This window comes from Rhizobium leguminosarum, from assembly GCF_001679785.1.
Lineage (GTDB): Bacteria > Pseudomonadota > Alphaproteobacteria > Rhizobiales > Rhizobiaceae > Rhizobium > Rhizobium leguminosarum_R.
This window is the reverse complement of record NZ_CP016286.1, coordinates 4,528,142-4,548,226: the sequence shown is the minus strand read 5'-3', so window position 1 is coordinate 4,548,226 and position 20,085 is coordinate 4,528,142. Positions and strand designations below refer to the sequence as shown.

Annotated in this window: 22 protein-coding genes and 1 tRNA gene; 13 read left to right on the top strand and 10 right to left on the bottom strand. The window is 60.0% G+C overall.

The genetic code is table 11. The features are described from left to right. Positions 1 to 233: 233 nt before the first annotated feature. From BA011_RS22140 to BA011_RS22130, 3 genes are all read right to left on the bottom strand, one after another. A complete protein-coding gene (locus BA011_RS22140) occupies positions 234 to 539 on the bottom strand; it encodes a hypothetical protein (RefSeq protein ID WP_065282020.1) in 306 nt (101 codons plus the stop codon). 154 nt (positions 540 to 693) lie between these two features. Beyond that, positions 694 to 1,065, bottom strand: coding sequence for a cell surface protein (locus BA011_RS22135; protein ID WP_065282019.1), 372 nt, complete (start codon positions 1,063 to 1,065; stop codon positions 694 to 696). Between the two features lie 189 nt (positions 1,066 to 1,254). After that, a complete protein-coding gene (locus BA011_RS22130) occupies positions 1,255 to 1,575 on the bottom strand; it encodes a hypothetical protein (RefSeq protein ID WP_065282626.1) in 321 nt (106 codons plus the stop codon). A gap of 197 nt (positions 1,576 to 1,772) precedes the next feature. On the opposite strand from BA011_RS22130, the gene BA011_RS22125 reads away from it, so the two are divergent. Continuing rightward, a complete protein-coding gene (locus BA011_RS22125; RefSeq protein ID WP_065282018.1) occupies positions 1,773 to 2,474 on the top strand; it encodes a class I SAM-dependent methyltransferase in 702 nt (233 codons plus the stop codon). An 86-nt stretch (positions 2,475 to 2,560) separates the two neighbouring features. Here BA011_RS22125 and BA011_RS22120 read toward each other — a convergent pair whose 3' ends face one another. Further along, positions 2,561 to 3,148, bottom strand: coding sequence for a hypothetical protein (locus tag BA011_RS22120; RefSeq protein ID WP_065282017.1), 588 nt, complete (start codon positions 3,146 to 3,148; stop codon positions 2,561 to 2,563). 276 nt (positions 3,149 to 3,424) lie between these two features. Here BA011_RS22120 and BA011_RS22115 point away from each other — a divergent pair, with 276 nt between their 5' ends. Both BA011_RS22115 and BA011_RS22110 read left to right on the top strand, forming a co-directional pair. Next, the gene (locus BA011_RS22115) at positions 3,425 to 3,850 is read left to right on the top strand and encodes a hypothetical protein (RefSeq protein ID WP_065282016.1); all 426 of its coding nucleotides are present in this window, start codon (positions 3,425 to 3,427) and stop codon (positions 3,848 to 3,850) included. A 215-nt stretch (positions 3,851 to 4,065) separates the two neighbouring features. Further along, positions 4,066 to 5,544 (top strand): hypothetical protein, encoded by a 1,479-nt coding sequence (locus tag BA011_RS22110; protein ID WP_065282015.1) that lies wholly within the window; start codon positions 4,066 to 4,068, stop codon positions 5,542 to 5,544. 26 nt (positions 5,545 to 5,570) lie between these two features. Here the strand turns inward: BA011_RS22110 and BA011_RS22105 are convergent, their stop codons facing one another. Then, positions 5,571 to 5,867, bottom strand: coding sequence for a hypothetical protein (locus BA011_RS22105; protein WP_065282014.1), 297 nt, complete (start codon positions 5,865 to 5,867; stop codon positions 5,571 to 5,573). A 28-nt stretch (positions 5,868 to 5,895) separates the two neighbouring features. Beyond that, positions 5,896 to 6,078 carry a hypothetical protein gene (locus tag BA011_RS22100; protein ID WP_065282013.1) on the bottom strand — a complete coding sequence of 61 codons (183 nt, stop codon included), beginning with the start codon at positions 6,076 to 6,078 and terminating at the stop codon, positions 5,896 to 5,898. 196 nt (positions 6,079 to 6,274) lie between these two features. Between BA011_RS22100 and BA011_RS22095 the strand changes: the two genes are divergently transcribed. Further along, positions 6,275 to 6,796, top strand: coding sequence for a hypothetical protein (locus BA011_RS22095; protein ID WP_065282012.1), 522 nt, complete (start codon positions 6,275 to 6,277; stop codon positions 6,794 to 6,796). Between the two features lie 176 nt (positions 6,797 to 6,972). Beyond that, complete coding sequence (locus BA011_RS22090) at positions 6,973 to 7,218, top strand: DUF982 domain-containing protein (protein WP_012755837.1); 246 nt, start codon at positions 6,973 to 6,975, stop codon at positions 7,216 to 7,218. 289 nt (positions 7,219 to 7,507) lie between these two features. On the opposite strand, the gene BA011_RS22085 is transcribed toward BA011_RS22090, so the two are convergent. From BA011_RS22085 to BA011_RS22070, 4 genes are all read right to left on the bottom strand, one after another. Next, entirely contained in the window at positions 7,508 to 9,379 is a 1,872-nt protein-coding gene (locus BA011_RS22085) for an adenylate/guanylate cyclase domain-containing protein (RefSeq protein WP_065282011.1), read from the bottom strand. Between the two features lie 480 nt (positions 9,380 to 9,859). Then, positions 9,860 to 9,936 (bottom strand) — tRNA-Arg (locus BA011_RS22080). A gap of 122 nt (positions 9,937 to 10,058) precedes the next feature. Then, on the bottom strand, positions 10,059 to 11,579 hold the full coding sequence (locus BA011_RS22075; protein ID WP_065282010.1) for an ATP-binding protein: 1,521 nt from the start codon (positions 11,577 to 11,579) through the stop codon (positions 10,059 to 10,061). A gap of 365 nt (positions 11,580 to 11,944) precedes the next feature. Next, the gene (locus tag BA011_RS22070; RefSeq protein WP_065282009.1) at positions 11,945 to 13,942 is read right to left on the bottom strand and encodes a methyl-accepting chemotaxis protein; all 1,998 of its coding nucleotides are present in this window, start codon (positions 13,940 to 13,942) and stop codon (positions 11,945 to 11,947) included. 420 nt (positions 13,943 to 14,362) lie between these two features. Between BA011_RS22070 and rpmH the strand changes: the two genes are divergently transcribed. The 8 genes from rpmH (at position 14,363) to BA011_RS22030 (ending at position 19,958) form a co-directional block, all read left to right on the top strand. Next, positions 14,363 to 14,497, top strand: coding sequence for a 50S ribosomal protein L34 (rpmH, locus tag BA011_RS22065; RefSeq protein ID WP_003545006.1), 135 nt, complete (start codon positions 14,363 to 14,365; stop codon positions 14,495 to 14,497). Between the two features lie 20 nt (positions 14,498 to 14,517). Continuing rightward, a complete protein-coding gene (gene rnpA / locus BA011_RS22060) occupies positions 14,518 to 14,919 on the top strand; it encodes a ribonuclease P protein component (RefSeq protein ID WP_065282008.1) in 402 nt (133 codons plus the stop codon). Further along, a complete protein-coding gene (yidC, locus tag BA011_RS22055; protein ID WP_065282007.1) occupies positions 14,919 to 16,709 on the top strand; it encodes a membrane protein insertase YidC in 1,791 nt (596 codons plus the stop codon). Before rnpA ends, yidC begins: the two co-directional genes overlap by 1 nt. A gap of 153 nt (positions 16,710 to 16,862) precedes the next feature. Further along, positions 16,863 to 17,516 carry a ribosome biogenesis GTP-binding protein YihA/YsxC gene (gene yihA, locus BA011_RS22050; RefSeq protein WP_020048239.1) on the top strand — a complete coding sequence of 218 codons (654 nt, stop codon included), beginning with the start codon at positions 16,863 to 16,865 and terminating at the stop codon, positions 17,514 to 17,516. Positions 17,517 to 17,783: 267 nt separating this feature from the next. Beyond that, positions 17,784 to 17,993, top strand: a complete 210-nt coding sequence (locus BA011_RS22045; RefSeq protein WP_003545000.1) for a cold-shock protein — start codon at positions 17,784 to 17,786, stop codon at positions 17,991 to 17,993. Between the two features lie 132 nt (positions 17,994 to 18,125). After that, entirely contained in the window at positions 18,126 to 18,350 is a 225-nt protein-coding gene (locus tag BA011_RS22040) for a hypothetical protein (protein ID WP_027666179.1), read from the top strand. Positions 18,351 to 18,470: 120 nt separating this feature from the next. Then, a complete protein-coding gene (locus BA011_RS22035; RefSeq protein ID WP_027666178.1) occupies positions 18,471 to 18,746 on the top strand; it encodes a hypothetical protein in 276 nt (91 codons plus the stop codon). A 135-nt stretch (positions 18,747 to 18,881) separates the two neighbouring features. Continuing rightward, a complete protein-coding gene (locus BA011_RS22030) occupies positions 18,882 to 19,958 on the top strand; it encodes a sensor histidine kinase (protein ID WP_065282006.1) in 1,077 nt (358 codons plus the stop codon). Positions 19,959 to 20,085: the final 127 nt, after the last annotated feature.

Genomic DNA, 20,085 nt, shown 5'->3' with positions numbered 1-20,085 from the left:
CTTTTCGCAACACCCGTACCAACAGCTTGCTTGATTTTGTACTTATTGCATTTTTGCATTCAATGCAACATCGTTCGAACGACAAACGGGGAAGGACATGCCGTATCCGGCTGACAAGGCCGAGGATAAACGCCCAGGGAAGAGCGAGGCCTGCCTACAAACTCAGGGCGGCTCGGAGGCCGCCCTTCAGCTCAGACCGGGCCGCTCGCGATGGCGAACGGCCGAGCGTCTCGTCAGTAGTTGCAGCTGGAGCCGCTCCCCGGGTTGAAGCCGAGCTTGCAATCCCTCTTGAGGGGCTTCTTCGGGTTCATCATGTAAGGCGTCATCGGACCTGAGGTTTCCGAGGCGCGCTCGCCGATCGAACCGGTCGTGCGTCGGTCGTGCTCAACCGTGGTTTCTTGTCGGGCAACCGGACGCTCGGCTGCACCCTGTTCTGTCGCGCTCGACTGAAGGGGAGCTGCCGTGGCCGAGAAGGCCGAAAGGCCGAGGATTGCGCCGAAGGCAGCGGCCATCAGGCCGTTCTTGAAAGTCGTGGTCATAATCGTCTCCTTGGGAGGATTCGTGGAATTTACGCCCCGGAGTTAGGAAGGCGATCTGTCACATACTACGGTGCCAAAGCAGAGGTCACGGACATGTGAGCGGCGGCCCGATCGAGAAAAAGGCGGCTCATCGCCGCCTCTTTCATTTGCCGGCTCAATAGCCGTTGTCACAGGGCATGCTGCCCGGACCGATCGATCCTGTAAACGTAGGGTTGCACATTGCCGGAGCTGCCGGCCTGTTCACCGGCTGGCGGACGATGGAGCCCGTGGTGCCGGCCTCGACGCCGAAGGCGGCAAGCGGATACCAGTAGCCATCGGAATGGCGGCGGGTGCCGGGGCGCTCCGTGCGAAAGCCCTGATAGCCATGCCAGGGCCCGGTATGTGGTTTATATTGCATAATTTTTACATCCGAGACAGCGGGCGGTCGAGCCGTCTGAACGGGTGCCGCCTGCGCAGGAATGATCGGGGTGAGGGCGAGAAGGGCGCCGAGCACGGCGGTGGATGGGGCAAGCCTGAACATCTTCATGATAAACCCTCCTTGTGGATTTATCTCGGAAGAATGCCTTTCAGACGTGCGGAGTTCCATGGCTCACACGCAATTCCAAAACTCGTGATTGCAGGCGATCCGGCGTGACTAAATCGCCGAAAAACGTGAAAAGTCGCGATCAGGAAAGGGCTCGAACGGCGCCGGTGACGAAACGTGAATTCTCTGTTCTCAATTCGCGTATAATGTCCGGTAACCCTGGCCGGAGAGGCAAGCGACATATTGGCGATGGGCGGCAGCGCGCGCCGTGGTTTCGGCTTCCAACTCATCCGCCCCGGCATAGCCGGTCAGCTGTGCGCGCAGCTGATACTGCTTCCTCGCCTCGTCATACATGGCGTTGCCGTCGGTCATGCAAAGGCCGTGCGCAACGACCGGCGGATTGACCGGCACGCCGACCGCCAGGAGCACGGGATCATTGGCATGGTCGATGCAGCCGCCAAGACCCGTCATCATCGCCAGGATAGCCAGAGCCCGAAAAATTCCCACCGCCATGCATTCCTCCGGCTGAAGCGCCTTAAAGATCATCAGACCTGCGGATACATCAGGAAGGTTGCGCGAAACTAGGCTGATGGGCTTGCCTGCCATTCCGGCCGGACGCGCCACTTGACTAGTCATGTTGAAATATTGCTAAAATATTATATTAATGCTTACTTATAGTCGTAAACGCTAATCTTTCGGGAGGGAAGATTATGGCTTCGCCGTGGGTAAACGACGCGCTCTCGCACGCACAATCAGCATTTTCCAGCAAGACTGATACAAATATCCTTGAGGTCGGAGGCGGCTCTCGCACGCATATCCCCTTGAAAGGAGCGCGATATACCGTTGTCGACATCTCCAAAGAGCAACTCGAAAAGAACCAGGACGCCGCTGAGAGGATCCTGGGCGATGCTCAGACCATCGACTATGGGGATCGTCACTTCGACGCCTGCGTCTTCTGGGACGTTCTCGAGCATTTGGAAAGCCCACGCTCGGCCTTGTTGAGAGCCCATGACACCCTGTCTCCCGGTGGCCTGGTGTTCGTCAAGGGGCCGATCCTGAACTCAGCCAAGGGGATCTTCACCGATCTGACGCCCTGGTGGACACACGTCTTGTTCTATCGCTACGTGTTGCGGCAGAAAAACGCCGGAAAGCCGGGCTATGCCCCATTTCGCGTCGAGCACGCCGCAGAGGCATCCCATTCGGAGATTGCGGGGACATTAAAGGAACTCGGCATGGATGTGGTCTTCGTCGGCGAGTATGTGTCGACGCAGGTGCACGCGCTCAAGGACCGAATTCCCCCACTTTATTGGCTCTATGAGGCTTTCGGTCTTCTGCTTCGCACGACCTCGGCCGGGAAGATCGGGGGGCGGGAGACGGAGTTCCTGATCGTGGCTAAGTGCCTCCGACAGTAACTCCTCACCAGAATCTATATAGCACTTCGGAATCCCGAAATTGGTTGGGGCATTGAAATCATTCAGCGTTTCTCCCTGTCGACAGCTCACGAAGCGCGGCGGATTTCGGAATCCCGAAGCGGGGGGATTTCGGGATTCCGAAGTGGCGTTTTTTTCTTCCTGCCAACGCGCCCGCGTTTGTCGGCGGCGATCTTGCGATCGGTCTCGGACCATTTCCGGCACCTTTCCGCCGTGCATCGTTTCCATTCATCCGTCGCTGGCGCACCCTCATGGTCACCAACAAAGGTCAGCGTGAACCGGTTGGGATGCGCGACGCCGCTGCCTGCCCGGCCGCGGCGAACTTTTATCAGCCCCTTATATTCGAGCTCATCGATCGCATCGGCCACATATTCCCCGGTCACGCCGTAAGATACGAACTGAGGATGGGTCACGATCAGCTTGCCGTTTTCCAAGGCAGCGTGCGACGTGTGCTCGATGACGATGCGGAAGAAGGCGCGGCAGGCATTCGCACTCAATGTGGTGAAGGCCGCAGATTCCAGCAGTTGGATCGTCAACCATTGCCAGCGAAGGCTGCCGTCGTCCGCCGCGCCCGGCGGAGCGGTATGCTTGCGCACCATCGCCCGCGTCTTTCCCTGACTGGTTCGGCTTTTGTCGCGAGGGTTGAATTCGGCCATCAGCGCCTCGCCCGTGTTGTCGGTCGGTATCCGCCCGCCCTCCAGAGCCTGTTGCGGGAACTCCGTTCATGCAGCGCGTGACGGCCAAAGCTCGTCCGCGCCATCACCTCATCCCTGAGAAAAAATTTGCTCAGCATCTAACAGTCCGTGGTTGCAGTGGCGGCAAACCTAGCGCAAGAACGATCCATGAACTAGGAAAATATTCTTAGTTATGATCTTCTATTATCCAGTCCCTTCTGCTAGGATCCTTGCAATGAATCTCGGGGTAGAAGCACGATGCGAATAAGCGGTATGGGGGAGAAGAGTGTGGTCGTTTGCGTCCGGCGATTGTTGGCATTGATTTCGATCTTGCTGGGAAGCGCCGTTCAGGCTTTTTCCTGCGATCAGCCGGTCGTGATATCTAACTGGTCGTTCTGTGCGATCGCCAACGTGACCGATGAGGGCGGCGACGCTGATTGGAAAGTTGTGCCTGCATGGACTCGCGAGAAAGCCATAAGCGCGTATTTCGGAAACGATCCGCGGCTCTTAGCAAACCACGGACTTTGCAACGCCAAATTCCATCGCGTTGTACTCTGCCAGCCGGGATGGCAAACGGGCAACCCGGATGAGTGCTCATATCTGGTTTGCAGCGGCTATTACTCAGCCTTGTTCGGGAAGGAAGAACGGGAAGCATATTCAAGAGACTACCCGACCGCGCAATAGTTTTTCGTTTCGCTGCCTTGGGGCCGAAACTGGAGCGGCCGATGAGAAGTGCTTAACCTTGATCTCCCGCTCTCAATCTTGAAAACCTGAAGCAGTTTCGCGCCAAACAATTATTGCGGCAACGGCACTACCCATCCTTTTCATCTGCAAATATGCTCGCGGGCCGGCAGCCGGACGGCGCCCCACAACCTGCAATGTTCGGAGGCCCCGCCCGCATGACATCACTGCACTGGAAGAGATTTGTCTGGTTTTGCCTGTGCCTCATGCTCTCCCATCCGGCATGGTCCGCCGGCGGCGTCACGATCCCCGGCTACGAACCCGCGACGGGCGTCGAGCACATCTACAGCGTTCAAAAAGCGACCGAGACCGATATGTCGTTCTGGTTCGACAAATCAGGCGCCTCGGCCATGACTGTGCGCGGCGCGTTTCGCCAGCGTATGACGGTTATGTCGCGGGATGAAGACCGCATGCGGGTCCGCTGGTCCCTCAGCGCCGATTTGCCGGAAGGCATGGCGGGCCTTGCCGGCAGCTATCAGATGAACCTGTTCTATCGGAACTCCCTCACGGCCTATGGCACCGCTACGCTTGAGCTCGAAACCGACCTGAACGGCAATCCGCGCAGTCTCCCCGGTGTCGATCAGATCGTGGCGCGCATGCGAGAGATGGCAGCCAACGAGCCGGGTGGTGTCCCCGCAGCACCGCAAAACGGGCTCCATGAGATCATCAACACCATCGAGGCAAACCCTCTTCAGATTGTTGCCGTCTTGGTGCCGGAGGCGCAACTGCTTGCCACAGGGCAATCCTATCAGGCAGAGACTATGGAGATTGGTCAGGCCTCAGCGACCTCGCGGGACGAAGATTATGACGGCATCAGTGTTCCGGTGGCATCGACCTGGACCCTGGAATCCACCGACGCGACCGCACGCACGGCAACCCTTTCCCTGTCGGAGGAAGCCGACGCCGCAGCGTTCAGCCAGTCGCAGCAGCCGGCGATCGAAAATTTGATGACCGGCTTTGCCGAGCGGGCAAAGAACCTCACCGCCGATCAGCTGGCTTCCCTCAAACGCGCCAGCAAGAGCCGCAGCGTCGAGCTTGTGGTGTCCCTGGACGATGGTTCGACGCTCGAAGCGTCGGAGATCGTGACGGTCGCGGCAGGAGGGACGACGTTGCGCACATACACCCACATCCAACGGGAGGACATGCCGGTCAGCCTGCCGCTCCCCGCTGTGCTTACTGCAAAAGACTTGCAGACGCCCGATTTGCACATCGACCCGCTGCCGTCGGCCAAGGCCGGGCCGGGCATCCTGGATGAGCTTTCGACACCGCCTGCCCCACCAGCGGCATCGCAGGATACGACCGTTGCGACGGGCGATGACAGGGCAAAGGCGATTGCGCCTGTCTCGCTTGAGGTGAAGAGTGCGGAGGTAAGCCTGTCTCCCGTGACCTACGACCATGGCCTGAATATCGTGCTCACCCCGGAAAGCGCCGCCACATTCCGTGATTTCACGCAGGCGGTATCGGGACGACAAACGCAGATGCTAATCAACGACAAGGTCGTCATGGAACCCTGGATGAGGGAGCCGATCATGGATGGTCGCATCGTTCTGGCGGGATCGGATAGGAAGGATCTGGAAGCGCTGGCGGAACAATTGAGGGGTCCCGGGGCCAAGATTCTCGTCCGGTTGCGCCCATGAGGGCGCCAGCTGTGTAGAGGCGGACTTCAATCCTTCGCTTCAGAAATCAGCCGTATCAGAGTTCCGTCACTCGCCGCGGCACTGATTGTCGTTGCGATCTGCCGGAGCAGTCCACGCGCGACGAACGTCTCTGGCGGAGGTTGTTTTCCGGAACCCGGATCGACAAAGGCCGAACACTCATGCTCCGAGTCGAGCATTGCCATGAACGATGTCGTAACAATCGTTTCGCCGCAGGCGGCGCAGCGAAGAATGTACGAACCGCGGTGGACGATCGATTCTGTTTTGTCCAATCTGCAAGACGGGCAGGCCAACATATTGGTCATTGCTTCACCCCAGCATGAGCACGCGCCTTCAGGAGGCCGCGGCCAGAACGATGGCGATCGCCAGCAGCAAGGGTCCCATCCACTTGAAATGGCGAACTAATGGCGACCTGCTGGCTGGCTTGCCTGGATATGGCAGATAACCAAAGCCGACGGATGTCATCCAAAGGCCGGCGCAAAACATGATGATTTCGTCGATATAGGCTGCGATCATGACTTCTCCTGCCTTCGGGTCGGCGCAATGATATCTCCGTCTCGGCGTCCGATACCACTCATCCTACCCATCACTACGGCCAGACGGAAGAGAAGAGTGGAGCTGAGAGATTAAACTTGCGGTAGCATGATTGTTTCGAATCCCTAGGCATTCGAAACTCGCAAATCCGCTATAGCTACTCTCTCGGGAATGTTTCATGCACAACGCCAAATTCATTCGTTACGCCGCCTTCTCTGCGTGCGTCGCCTTTGCGACATTTCAGGCCGGACAGGTTCTTGCCGATTCGGCCGATGACAAGTTCTTTGACGCAGCCCTTTGCAAGCCACCCTATACGATGACATCGGCAATGAAGATCTATGATGTCGTGGAAGCTCTGGCCAAGCCGGACACGTCGTCTCTGGGTGCAGCGATCTACACAATTCCCAACCAGATCGGTCGGGACGGTTTCAAATCGAACGAGATTTTCTTTGCTAGCAACGCTGTTGGGGTCTTGATCGAGGGCGAACGCGCCGACGATCTGGCAGCAAAATACGGGTTGAAGCCGGAGACCTCTGACCTGTTGGGCGCATCTACCAAGGGCTATTCGCTTGAGCTTCCTGCAGATCTGCAGCCGGAACCCGGAATGGCCGGGCCTGGAAAAGTCTCTATCGTTGCCCGCCAAGGAGACGCCTTGCCCGGCAAAACCTTGCTGGCGTGTGAATTCGTGCAGGAATTCTAGGAGGCTCCGCATAAGCGCGCAAAACGGCGGCACGAAACCCTTTTCGAAAAGCACATCCCAGCAGTTCGCTGACCGAGAAAGGCATCTCGTTCATACTGCGCCTCGCCACACCGGATGAATCGCCCTATGTGTGCAGGCTGCAACGGCAGAGAGCACGCAGCGGAGATCCTGAGATCATGCAAACCATTTGGAAGAAGCCGGTAACGCTCGCCCTCGAAGGTCCGGATCAGTGGGTGGTGATCCAGACGACCCAGGCCGCGACATGGGCGCTGGTCGAAGACTGGCCGACCGAAGAGGGTCCTGCCTTGGATAGGGCCTGCGCGGTTTGTGCCGATGTCATGTCGGGCAAACGAAACCGGGAAGAGGCGCGGCAGGCGTTCATCGACGCTGCGATCGAAGCCGGAATCCCGATCAAGGAATAGGGCCACGACCCGGTGGGCGCCTAATTGGCGCTGGACGGCAAGCGGTCATCTCGGCTCGCCGTCCAGCGTGATGACGCAGAGATTATACGCGATCAGCCATCATAATGGCCCGGCAATGCTGCCTCCGCAGACTTGACAACCACGGCCAGATTGACGCCCTTTGTCACGATTGCCCCGGTTGCTCGAAGGTCGGTTACCGCTTTCAGCCCGCCCGACTTGCGACCCAGAGAGCATGGTCGCCTTCAGTCCACGAACGGATCGTTCTAAAACCGCGACACTGACAGGAACGTCAAGCCGTCTCCGGGGCTTTGGCTCTCGCCAGGTCCTGCAGGAACTCTTCCATCAAAGGCTTGTCGCCGAACCGGCGATAGGCCCTTTCCGCTTCCAGCGAGAATGCCGGATGGGCCTCGACAAGGCTCGCCATTGTAGCCTGCGCCTTTTCAATCTCTCCGCTTCCACCCTGCAACGCGGCTTGGATGAGAAGGCAATTCGCATCGCGGGGCGCTCTGACAAGGCACTCGCTGATGACCGTGGCCGCCTCTTCGCGGCGGCCATCGGCATAAAGCGCCTGACCATGCACGTAGGCATAGTATTCCGGTGCCATGGGGTGCAGCCGGCGCGCCCGCTCCGCATTGGCGACAGCGTCCGGATAGTCTCCGAACCGGACCTGCGCTTTGGCCAGCGCAATCATACTGTCGGGATCGTTGGGGTTCAGTTCGACCGCACGCTGCGCCGCCTGAAGTCCGCCGGAATAGTCCGCCTGCAGCGCAAGTCCGAAACTGATTACCTGATATCCAAAACCGAGATTGGGATCGAGCCGCACGGCCTGCCGCGCCTCACTGAGACCCAGATCCAGTTCGGGCGCGGCGGCTTGACCGCCGGGCCTTTGCGCCACTTCGCCGATGTAGGTCAACGCAAGGCCTGCTCGGGCTGCGGCATAAGCCGGGTCCATTTCGAGGGCGCGCTGATACAGGCCACGGGCATCGAGAATAGCGTTCTGGTCAGCGGCGCCGTGCCGGTAACGGTTGCGGGCTTGCAGGACGAGATCATAGGCCTGCAGACTATCCGTCGGCCGCAGCGCCGCCGCCGCCGCTTCGCTTCGGCCGATATAGGGCGCGAGTTGCGCGACGATTTCCGTGGTGAGCTCGCTCTGGACGGTGAAAACGTCAGCAACCTTCTTGTCGAAGCTGCGCGACCATAAGTGCGCCCCCGTGCTTACATCAATAAGCTGCGCCGAAACGCGGAGCTGGTCGCCTTCCCGGCGCGCGCTGCCTTCAACCACGTAATCAACGCCAAGCTTTGCCGCGAGCTTACGTACATCCGTCTCCTGACCGCGCACGGCATAGGTGGAATCGCGGGCGATGACCTGAAGCTCGGGATTACGAGCGAGCGCCGTGGTCACGTCCTCGGTCAGACCGTCTGCAAAGTAAGGCTGGTTATCGCTGCCGCTCATGGTTGCGAACGGCATGACGGCAATCGAGGGCCTGGGGTCTGCACGGGTCTGGTCCAGAGAAAGTGCAGCCGGAATACCGCTCACCATCGCTGCCAGCGGGAGAGGTGAAATCTGGGTGCCGATGAGAATGAGAGCGATGGCAGCAACGCCATAAGACCAGCGCGCCGCGCTGCCGCGCAGGATATGTGGCACCTGCCGCCAGATCGACCAGGGAGAGCCCGCCCGCCTTACGCGGTACACTTCAAGCAGCTCGGGAATATTCTTGGCGCGCCTGCGGCCGACTCTGGCGAACAGATCGCCGCGGTTGCGCTCGGCCGCCATCACCACAGCGCCGCTGACGAATATCTGGCCCGGCTCGGTCATGGCCTCAAGCCGGGCCGCGACGTTCACCCCATCCCCATAGACATCACCATTATCCTCGATGACATCACCGAGGTTGATGCCGATACGCAGCTTGAAAGGGCCGTCGTCAAAACCTTGCTGGATGGCAAGTGCCGCATCAACGGCCGCGTTGACGCTCGGGAACATCGCAAGGAAGCCGTCACCCGTCGTTTTGAAAGTGGCTCCGCCATGGCGGGCGACAGTGGGGACGATCAGGTGGTCAAAAACAGTGCGCAGCTCTGCATAGGTAGAAGACTCGTCCTCGGCCATCAGCCGGCTGTAGCCGACGATATCAGCAGCCATGATTGCCGCGAGCTTGCGTTGCATTTCAGTCTCCCAACGGAGTGGCTTGGCACACAGCCGGCACTGCTAACAAATTAGTGCGTAGCGATCATTCAGACTACTCCTGCAATTCGGGAAGCGGTTATCACTACAGCTCATAAATGCGTGAATATTGAGACGGTCCATCAATTGCCGGTCCGCCGGCCGCTACTTCGTCTGGAGCCGTCCCGTCGCCTCACCGATGATGGCGAGCGCGATCACGCGAAGGCCGCGCTGGAGCGAGCGTTCGCGGCGTTGCGTCCTGACACGCGCGGGACTGAGGAGAAGATCGACGCGTCGCCCGCCTCATGCGGAAGAAGGCAACGAAGGGCCGATACCTTTCCGCCGCGCCTACCTTCGCTCCGTTATCGATCAGGTCGAAGTCGATGACGACGACATCCGCATCCACGGAAGGCGGGACGTTCTGGAACGTCTGGTGATGAGCGGAGAGGCTGCGGCTGGAGTGCCCAGTTTTGTATGGAAGAATGGCGCACCCGAAGAGATTCGAACTCCTGACCCCCAGATTCGTAGTCTGGTGCTCTATCCAGCTGAGCTACGGGTGCGTGCAAAATGCGGCGGTGCCGCTTGCGTGGCGATCCTCTAAAACGTCCTTCGGGACAATGCAAGAGCATTTCTGAAAAAATCGCGTGTTTGTCTGCCAGCAGCCGCGCCTTCGGAAATCACTTCACTTCTCGATGTGCGTCCGGCTGCGGTAATCCTCCAGCGAAACCGGGCGATCGGGGATCTCGATGCGGAACTGCGTGCCGACCGTCGGTTTTTCCACCAGCGCGATCGTGCCGCCATGGGCGAGCACCAGCTCGCGGGCGATGGTGAGGCCGAGGCCGGTGCCGCCGGAGCGGGCGGAGCCGCGGAAGGCGGCAAAAAGGTTCTGGCGCGCCTTCAGCGGCATGCCGGGGCCGGTATCATCCACCGTGATGCTGACGACGCTGCCGACGCGCTGGGCGGAAACGGTGATGCGCCGGACGGAGCCCGGGCCACCCTCGCCCGGCGACGTCAGCGCCTGCAGCGCGTTGCGGCAGAGATTGTGGATGACGCGGAAAAGCTGCTCGCCATCGGCATCGACCTCAAGCTCGGCGCCGATCTGCTCTGCAAATTCGATGCCGCTTTGCGGATCGATCGCCAGCATGTCCTTGACGTCCTGGGTCAGTTCCAACAGGCGGATATGGCGGCGACGCGGCGCGGATTCACTCGCCTTCCCGTAGGACAGCACCTCGGTGGTGTAACCGACGGCGCGGTCGATGGTGCGCAAGAGTTTCGGGGCAAAGCTTTTCACCATCGGGTCGTCTACATCGACCAGCCGATCCGACATCAGCTGCGCAGAGGCCAGGATATTGCGCATGTCGTGATTGATCTTGGAGACCGCGAGGCCGAGAGCGGCGAGGTTCTTCTGCTGCTTCAGCGTCTTTTGCAGCTCCATCTGCATCGAGGTGAGATTGCGGCCGGCGACCGCCAGTTCGTCGCGGCCGCCGTCGCCGATATAGATATGGGCGGGGTTCTCGGGATCGGAGGAGAATTGCTGCATGCTGCCGGTCAGCCGGCGGATCGGGCCGATGAGGATGCGGTTGATCGCAAAGAAGATCAGCGTCGCCGTGAACAGCGAGATCAGCACCGACAGCAATAGGACGTTGCGGGAATAGGCGAACATCGCCGTGCGCAGCTGCCGGTCCTTCATCACCACCTCGACGCCGGTGTTAGTGTCACCGACGGGGCCATAGACGCGGATTATCCTGCTGCCGCCGAAGATCAAGGTGTCGAGTGCGTCACGTATCGCCGTCACCGGCGGCACGTCAGTGAGATCATAGGCTTCATCGACGGAGGCCGGCATGTCGGTCGTCGCCAGCAGCCGCGAGGTGCCGTCCTTGCGCAGCACGATCGCCTTGGTGCCGGTTGCCTCCAGCGTCTCCTTCTGCAGCGCGCGCGGCAGCTCGACGGGCTGCAGCCCATCGATGACGATGGCGGCGGCGGCGGCGGTGTTCAGCCTGTCCTGCAGCCAGCGCAAGCGCATGCTGGCGACCGATGGAAAGAAGATCAGGATTTCGGCGAGCATGATAAAGACGACGGTGAGCCAGAGCAGCTTGCCGGAGAGGCCGCCGAACATGCGGGCAGACGGGCACGGCGCCCTTGCGGCCTCGCCGGCCGCCGGGATTTCCGCCGAAGGATTGTCGCCCTGGTCTCTTGTCGGCATTCTCGTCTCGCCCGATCGACAGCACCCAGGCCGCCTTTACCGTTGAGCTCTATCTTAGACCAAGATGCTCCGCTTTCAAATCTTTGCGAGCAGCGTCACGTCGTCACAAAGAAACGCCGCCCGAGAGGAGGAAGGCCCCTCCCCAACCCCTCCCCACAAGGGGGAGGGACTAATTTGTGGCGCCCGCGCAGCAAATATCAGCCTTTCCGCGGATGAAACGACGAAGTGGGAAGCGCCAGTGCGACAGGTTAAGCCCCTCCCCCTTGTGGGGAGGGGTTTGGGGCGGGGTCTTTGCCCGGCGCGGACGGGCAGAAAAAACTAACGCCGCCCGGAGGCGGCGTTAAAAGGCGCGTGATCAGTAAAGCTTAGAACTCTTCCCAGCTCTGCTCGGCTGCGGCCGCATTGCCACCGAAGGCGCGGGCGACTTTGGCGATCGCCCGGCGGGCGGGCGAAGCGACCGGCCTTTGCGGCTCGTTGCGAACGAGCGCCACAGGTGCCGGCGCATCATCCGACAGCTTGAAGCGGGCAATGAGGCGCACCAGGCCACCGGCTTCGGCCGAAAGCCTGTGCGTGGCGGCGGAGGTTTCTTCCACCATCGCAGCATTCTGCTGGGTCACCTGGTCCATCTGGTTGACGGCGGTATTGACCTCCTTGAGGCCGGTCGACTGCTCGGTCGCAGCTGTCGCGATCGAATGGATATGGTCGTTGATGGCAATGACGCGGGTGCCGATTTCGGCCAGCGCCTCGCCGGTCGCCTGGACGAGCTTGACGCCGACCTGCACCTCGTTGCCGGATTTGGTGATCAGCGCCTTGATGTCCTTGGCAGCCGTTGCCGAACGCTGGGCCAATTCCCGCACCTCCTGCGCCACCACCGCGAAGCCCTTTCCGGCATCGCCGGCGCGGGCCGCCTCGACGCCGGCGTTCAGCGCCAGCAAGTTGGTCTGGAAGGCGATCTCATCGATGACGTTGATGATCTGGCTGATTTCGCGTGAGGCCTGTTCGATGCGGCCCATGGCCTCGACGGCATTGCGCACGACGACGCCGGAGCGGCCTGCATTCTCCTTGGCTTCGGACACCATGATGGTTGCTTCGTGGGCCCGCTCGGTGGAGTTCTGGACGACGGCGGTGATCTCGTCGAGCGCTGCCGAGGTCTCTTCGAGGGCGGCTGCCTGCTGCTCGGTGCGCTTCGACAGGTCGTCGCTGGCATTTCGCAGCTCGGCGGTGTTGCCGTTCATCGCTTCGGTCGTCTCCCGCACTTCGCGCATCGTCGCCTGCAGAGTGACAAAGGTATTGTTGACGTTCCGCTGCAGCTCGGCGAAGGCGCCCTGGAAGTTGCCGCTCATCGTCTGGGTGAGGTCGCCTTCGGCAAGGCTTGCGACGACGCGGCGGGTCTCGCCGATGCCGGCATCGACGCTCGACAGCAGCATATTGATGTTGCCGGCAAACTGGTTGAGGTTGTCGTCCTCATAGTCCTTGCTGATGCGGTGGCCGAAATCGCCGGCCGCAGCCGCAGCCACGACGACGGACATGCTCGACTGCAGGTCGTCGCTCTTGGCGCGCATTGCCGCCTCCTGGGCGTTCAGGCGCTTGACGGCAAGGCCGTTCGCCTTGAAGACCGCAACCGCTGCGGCCATCTCGCCGATTTCGTCCGGACGGCCGGCAAAGGGCACCTCGGCGTCGAAATTACCATTGGCGACTTCGTTGATCGCATGGGTGACGCGCTTGATCGGGCGGCTGAGATGGCTGGTGCCGATATAGAAGCCCATGCCGATGCCGACCGCGATGCCGATGCCGGTGATGCTGAGCACGAGCATCAGCACCCAGGAGCGGAAGCTCTCGATCTCGGCATTGACGGTCTCCAGCGCTGCCTTGTCGATGGCGACGACGGCATCGATTTCCGCCTGGAACGCCTTGCGGTTGGCGCGGTTGGCCTCATTGTTGCCTTGTTGGCTTGCGGCCTCGGGGCCGACTTCCGTGCCGAGGCGGGCCGTTTCCGTGCGGAAGGTGCGGAATTCCGCGGCACGGGCGACGAGCTTGGCAAAATCGTCCTTCTCATCCTCGGGAACGAGCGGCGCCCAGCCGGAGATGACCTTGTCGATCTCATCGAGGCCAGCCAGCAAGCCCTTGGCGAAATTCGGCGTATCCTTGATCGTTTTGGCGGCATAGATGCCGCGCGATTCCATGACCACGGCCGTGACGAAACGATTGAGGCGTTCGCCGGCATAGGCGCGGCTGGCGGCATGCTCGTAAGCCGTCAGGTTGCGACTGTATTCGTGCATGGCGGACAACGCCGTTGCGCCGATCAGAAGTGCCACCGCGCCCATAACGCAAACCAGCAGATTGATTTTACCACGGATCTTCAATGCAATGCCTCCTAGCTACGCCCAGTGCCTGGAAAGCAAATTCCCAGTCGATGCGTTGAATATCGGCGAAATTTATTAAAGTTAGATTTCTAATATTTACGATTATGGCTTCGGAAATTATCCATGCCGAATGTCTTCGGGAGGCTAAACGCTTGAAAAGCTGGGTGATCTATCCGTCGCGGCGCAAAACTACAACCGTTCAGGGCAACCCGTATTTCTTAACACCAGAGTGCGAATTTACTTTCGAGGCCGGCAGTACATAGCGAAATTATCCGGCATAATTGACTTTTACGGGCTTCATCCTTATAAGCCCGCGCACGTCCGGTCACTTAGGCCTTTCATGGCCCGCCCGTTCGAAAAACAACGCTCCTTGCACTATGCAAATCCAAGAAGGGCCGCACTCCGCGGTGTTTAAAATAAATGAAGCGTACCTACCAACCATCCAAGCTTGTTCGCAAGCGTCGCCACGGTTTCCGTGCCCGCATGTCCACGAAGGGTGGCCGCAAGGTCATCGCAGCCCGCCGCGCGCAGGGCCGCAATCGTCTGTCGGCGTAAGCCGGGTTGCCCGGTAAAAGATGGCGGGCGAATTGACGATCAGTGAGAAGAAACACACTGTCGGGCGGCTGAAGAGCCGCCCGCAGTTTCTTGCCGTGCGCGAGGGCGAAAAACGCCGGGGCGGCTTCTTCCTTCTCGAGGTCCTCGACCGGAAGGACCCCGACAGCCAAGCACGCGTCGGTTTTACAGTCACCAAAAAACATGGCAACGCGGTCGAACGGAACCGTATGCGCCGCCGCCTGAAAGAGGCGGTGCGGCTTCATGCGGGGTTTGCAATGCAGCCCGGACACGACTATGTGGTTGTCGCGCGCAGGGACGTGCTTGACGCGTCCTTCCAGGAATTGGCCGCGGAACTGAAATCCCGCGTGGAAACCAGGCCGAAACACCGGCGCTCCGGAGACGGACGCCCCAGGAACGTATGATGGAAAACAACCGCAATTATTTCATTGCGATCGCTCTCTCGGTGCTGATCGTCCTCGGCTGGCAGTTTCTCTATATGAATCCGCGCATCGAGGCCCAGCGCAAGGCGCAGGAAGCGCAGAAGGCGCAGCAACAGACCGAGCAGGTGCGGCAGCCGGCAGCCGGCGGCGAGACGCCGGCCCAGCCGAGCGGTACGGCCCCTTCCGGCCAGGCAGCCGCGACAGCGACGCTCGAGCAGGCGCTGGCAAAGGCCCCGCGCGTCGCCATCGATACGCCGGCACTTTCCGGCTCTATCAACCTTGCCGGCGCCCGTCTCGACGATCTGAAGCTCAAGGGCTATCACGAGACGGTCGACGACTCGAGCCCGATCATCACGCTGTTCAGCCCGGCCGAGACCAAGGACGGCTATTTCACCGAACTCGGCTATATCGGCAGCGACGCGACAGGCGCCGTTCCGGGTGCCTCGACGCTCTGGACCGCGCCCGAGGGCGCCAAGCTCACCGAAAAGACGCCGGTGACGCTCTCCTACACCAATGACAAGGGCCTGACCTTCACCCGCACCATTTCCGTCGACGAACGCTACATGTTCACCGTCGCCGACAAGATCGAGAATACCGGCCAGGCGCCCGCATCGTTGTCTTCCTACGGCCGGGTGACGCGCTACAACAAGCCGACGACGCCCTCCGTCTATGTCCTGCATGAAGGCTTCATCGGCGTGATCGGCGACGGCCTGATCGAAACCAAATATAGCGCCGTCGAGGAGGAAGCCGTCACGCCGGCGAAATCCACCGGCGGCTGGCTTGGCATCACCGACAAATATTGGGCGGCGACGATCGTTCCGCCGCAAAGTGCGGCCTATGAGGCGCGCTTCTCCCACTTTGCCGATGGCCAGCCGCGCTATCAGGCCGATTACAAGGATGATGCCTTCACCGTTGCGCCGGGCCAATCGATCGAGCTCAAGAACCTCGTCTTTGCCGGCGCCAAGGAAGTGCCTGTTATCGACGGTTATGAGGCCAGCTACTCGATCCCGAAGTTCGACCGCCTGATCGACTGGGGCTGGTTCTATTTCATCACCAAGCCGATGTTCAAGCTGATGGACTTCTTCTTCCGCTACTTCGGCAATTTCGGCGTGGCGATCCTGTGCACGACCATCGTCGTCAAGCTCCTGTTCTTCCCGCTCGCCAGCAAGCAGTACGCTTCGATGGCGAACATGAAGCGCATGCAGCCGAAGATGGAGGAGTTGAAGGCAAAATTCGGCGACGACCGCATGGGGCTGCAACAGGCGATGATGCAGCTCTACAAGGAAGAGAAGATCAATCCGATCGCCGGCTGCTGGCCGGTGGCGCTGCAGATTCCGATCTTCTTCTCGCTCTATAAGGTGATCTACATCACCATCGAAATGCGGCACGCACCCTTCTTCGGCTGGATCAAGGACCTTTCGGCGCCCGATCCGACGACGATCGTCAATCTGTTCGGCCTGCTGCCTTTCGAGGGGCCGGCGCTGCTGCACCTCGGCGTCTGGCCGCTGATCATGGGCATCACCATGTTCGTGCAGATGCGCATGAACCCGACGCCGCCCGATCCGACACAGGCGATGATCTTCAACTGGATGCCGCTGGTGTTCATGTTCATGCTGGCCAGCTTCCCGGCCGGCCTGGTCATCTACTGGGCCTGGAACAACACGCTCTCGGTGGCCCAGCAGGGGCTGATCATGAAGCGCCACGGCGTCAAGGTCGAACTCTTCGACAATCTGAAGGGTCTGTTCCGACGAAAAGAAGTACCGTCGAAATGACGCTTGCCAAGCCCCGCTCCGGCGGGGCTTTTCATTTCCGGTCGGCGGACGAAGGAAACAAGGCATGCCGCGCAGGCGCCTGAAAAGCTTGACATCCGCCCGCAAAACCATGAAGCCCGGTGAAAGACCGAACCCAGAGATTGCAGAACCCGCATGTCCGACATCGAAAAGCCGCTCTTCGGCCACCCATGGATTTTCATCCGCGGCGTGCCCTCCCTGAATTTCCTGCCGCCGGAAGGGCCGTTGGAAGTGGCCTTCGCCGGTCGCTCGAATGTGGGCAAGTCGTCGCTGATCAATGCGCTGGTCGGCCAGAAGGGGTTGGCGCGCACCTCGAACACGCCGGGACGCACGCAGGAACTGAACTATTTCGTTCCGGACGGCTATTCCGGCGAAGGCGGCGACCTGCCGCCGACGGCGATCGTCGACATGCCGGGCTATGGTTATGCGCAGGCGCCGAAGGAGCAGGTCGACAAGTGGACCAAGCTCGTCTTCGATTATTTGCGCGGCCGCGCGACGCTGAAGCGCGTCTATGTGCTGATCGACAGCCGCCACGGCATCAAGAAGAACGACGACGATGTGCTTGATCTGCTCGACAAGGCCGCCGTCTCCTACCAGATCGTGCTCACCAAGACCGACAAGATCAAGGCAGCCGGTGTGCCGAAGCTCATTGCCGAAACGGCGGAAAAGATCCGCAAGCGCCCGGCCGCCTATCCGGGCGTTCTGTCCACCTCGTCCGAAAAGGGCGATGGGCTGGACGAACTTCGCCAGGCGATCGCCGAAACCGTCGGCATCGCCCGCTGGAAGTAGGAAGGCCTGAGTACCCGAACGCGAAGCCATGTTTGGTGTAAAGGTCGCCGCGACATCCCACAGTTGAACACAACGCCGCCGAAAAACTAACAGTTGACGTCGCAGGCTTGATGAGCTAGATAGCGACCATCGAATTTTGCTTGCTGGCTTGGTTATCGCGCGATTGGCACCGCGCCCTGAACGAACTTCCTTTCAAAAATCGCTATCACCATCCGCACCGCCTTGGCGTTGCGGTTCTTCAATATTGCTATGAAAGGGTTCATCATCATGGCCACTGGCACAGTTAAATGGTTCAATTCCACCAAAGGCTTCGGCTTCATTCAGCCTGATAATGGCGGCGACGACGCCTTCGTTCACATCTCCGCTGTCGAGCGCGCCGGAATGCGCGAACTCGTCGAAGGCCAGAAGATCGGCTTCGACCTCGAGCGTGACAACAAGTCGGGCAAGATGTCCGCTTGCAATCTCCAGAACGCTTAAATCGGTATCTGCTTCCCTTTGACCACGGATGTACTGGCACTGCCGGAAGCACGTTATCAATCCAAGGCCAGGCGATTTGCCTGGCCTTTTTCGTTTTCGCTCGCGTGTCGAGCCCGCAGTATCGGACCCAAGATGACAGAGACATACAGCAAATCTCGCCAGCGGGCGGAGATAGCCTTCGGTAACGTCCAGACCCAGTTCTTCGCGAAGAACCAGGCGGCCGAAGAGCTCGAATCCGACGCCCAATCGCAACAGGCAAAGACGTTGCGGCTTCGGGAGGCCCGGCTTGCGAGGGAACATAGTAACCGGGTGTCGGCAACCTCTGCCCTCATTGCGAAACGCGCCAGAGCCCGCTGAGATCGCACACCGATCGGCAAGGCTCGAGATTTAAACGCGTCTGAAATGACGGGCTTGCAGATCACGCGTTGCAGCATGGCCGAAGGCGTGCTGGCATTCACTCGCACCAAGGAAGCGTCTATGGCAGAGACTGCGAACGAAATTCAGTCGATCAATACGGCTTGGCAGATCGCCATTCAGGAAATCCTGCGCATGGTGATCAGAGATATGTATCACGGCGGCGGCGAAGCTTCGTTCAAGACCCATATCAAGCGTATCGAAGAAGCGGCCGTCGACAGTATTTACACGGATTTGCGGCTGCGCGGGACTGATGAATGGACGGAAGTCCTGGTCAAGGAAAGGGCAAGCAATTTCGTCACAACCCTGCTGACGTCATTTACCTATGACCGTACTTAAATCTCGAACAATCGGCGAGTTAAGAAACGCGTTGCATGGCCTGACCGGGGTCGATTGCGCTTGCGTCCCTGCAGTTTTTGAAGCAACCCTAGTTCTCCTGCTGTCCGGAGCAGCCGCGTCCACGAGTAATATTTGATGACCGATAGCAAAGACCAGCCGATTTCGCCGGAAGGCGTCGGCAACTTGCCCCATCTTGCCGAAGCCCTTGATGACGACCGGTTTCGACACTTTCTCGATCATGTGCCGTTTGCGGTGGCTGTCTCCGAACTCGGTGGCAATGAACCGCTGATCTACGTCAATCTCGAATTCGAACGGCTGACGGCGCTCGGGGCAACCCAGGTCCAGGGAAAACCCTGGCCGGACATTGAATTGAATTCCACCGCCGTTTCCGGAGAGGTGCCGCTCACAGCCGTGGTGACCTCCGCGGAGGAGTATATTGGCGCCTTCTCGCTCGCCGCCGAACCCGAGAGCACCGTTATTATCGATGTCTGGTCGAATACGATCGTCGACGACGACGACACGCCGCTTTTCCGACTGGTGGCCTTTGCTGCCCGAAATGAGGCGACGGCCGCTGAGAGCTTCAGCGAACTGCTGACGGAGAAAGATGTCCTTCTGCGGGAACTTCAGCATCGTGTGAAGAACAATCTTCAGATGATCACAGCGCTCATCCGAATGGAGGCGCGCAATGCTCAGCAGAATGAGGAAAGCGAGAGGTTTGCACGGCTTGCCGGGCGGATTGAAGCCTTGGCCCTTCTCTATCGCTCGCTGTCGGACGAAGAGAAAGGCGCCACGGTCGATCTTGGCACCTATGTCAGCCAGATTGCCGCCTCGGTGATGGCGGCCCATGCCGTGGAAGGGATCCGGCTGGACATGAAGGTCGATACCTGGCCGGTTTCGGTCGATGTCGCCATGCCGGCCGGGCTCGTCATCAACGAACTTCTCACCAATACGCTGAAGCATGCCTTCGTGGGGCGTGATGGCGGCGAGATCACGCTCCGCTGCGTGGTCGGCGATACCGGGTGCAGGATCACCGTCGCTGACAATGGCGTCGGTCTTCCCCAGGATGTGACTTGGCCGCAGCCGGGAAAGCTGAGCGCGATGATCGTGCAGTCGCTGAAACAGAATGCCCGCGCCGAGGTTGAAGTCAGCTCGTCCCCTGACGCCGGGATGAGTGTCTCCCTCGTCTTCCCGAGAGCCGAAGCGGCCCGATAGAGCGCCGCGCGTCTTTTCAGACGCGCTAAGGACGCTCTATCACTTTGAATCTGCGCGTAATCCTTTCCGAAAATCGATTCCGATTTTCGGGGTTATGCGCTAAAGCGCGTCGCGATCTTTCAGATTC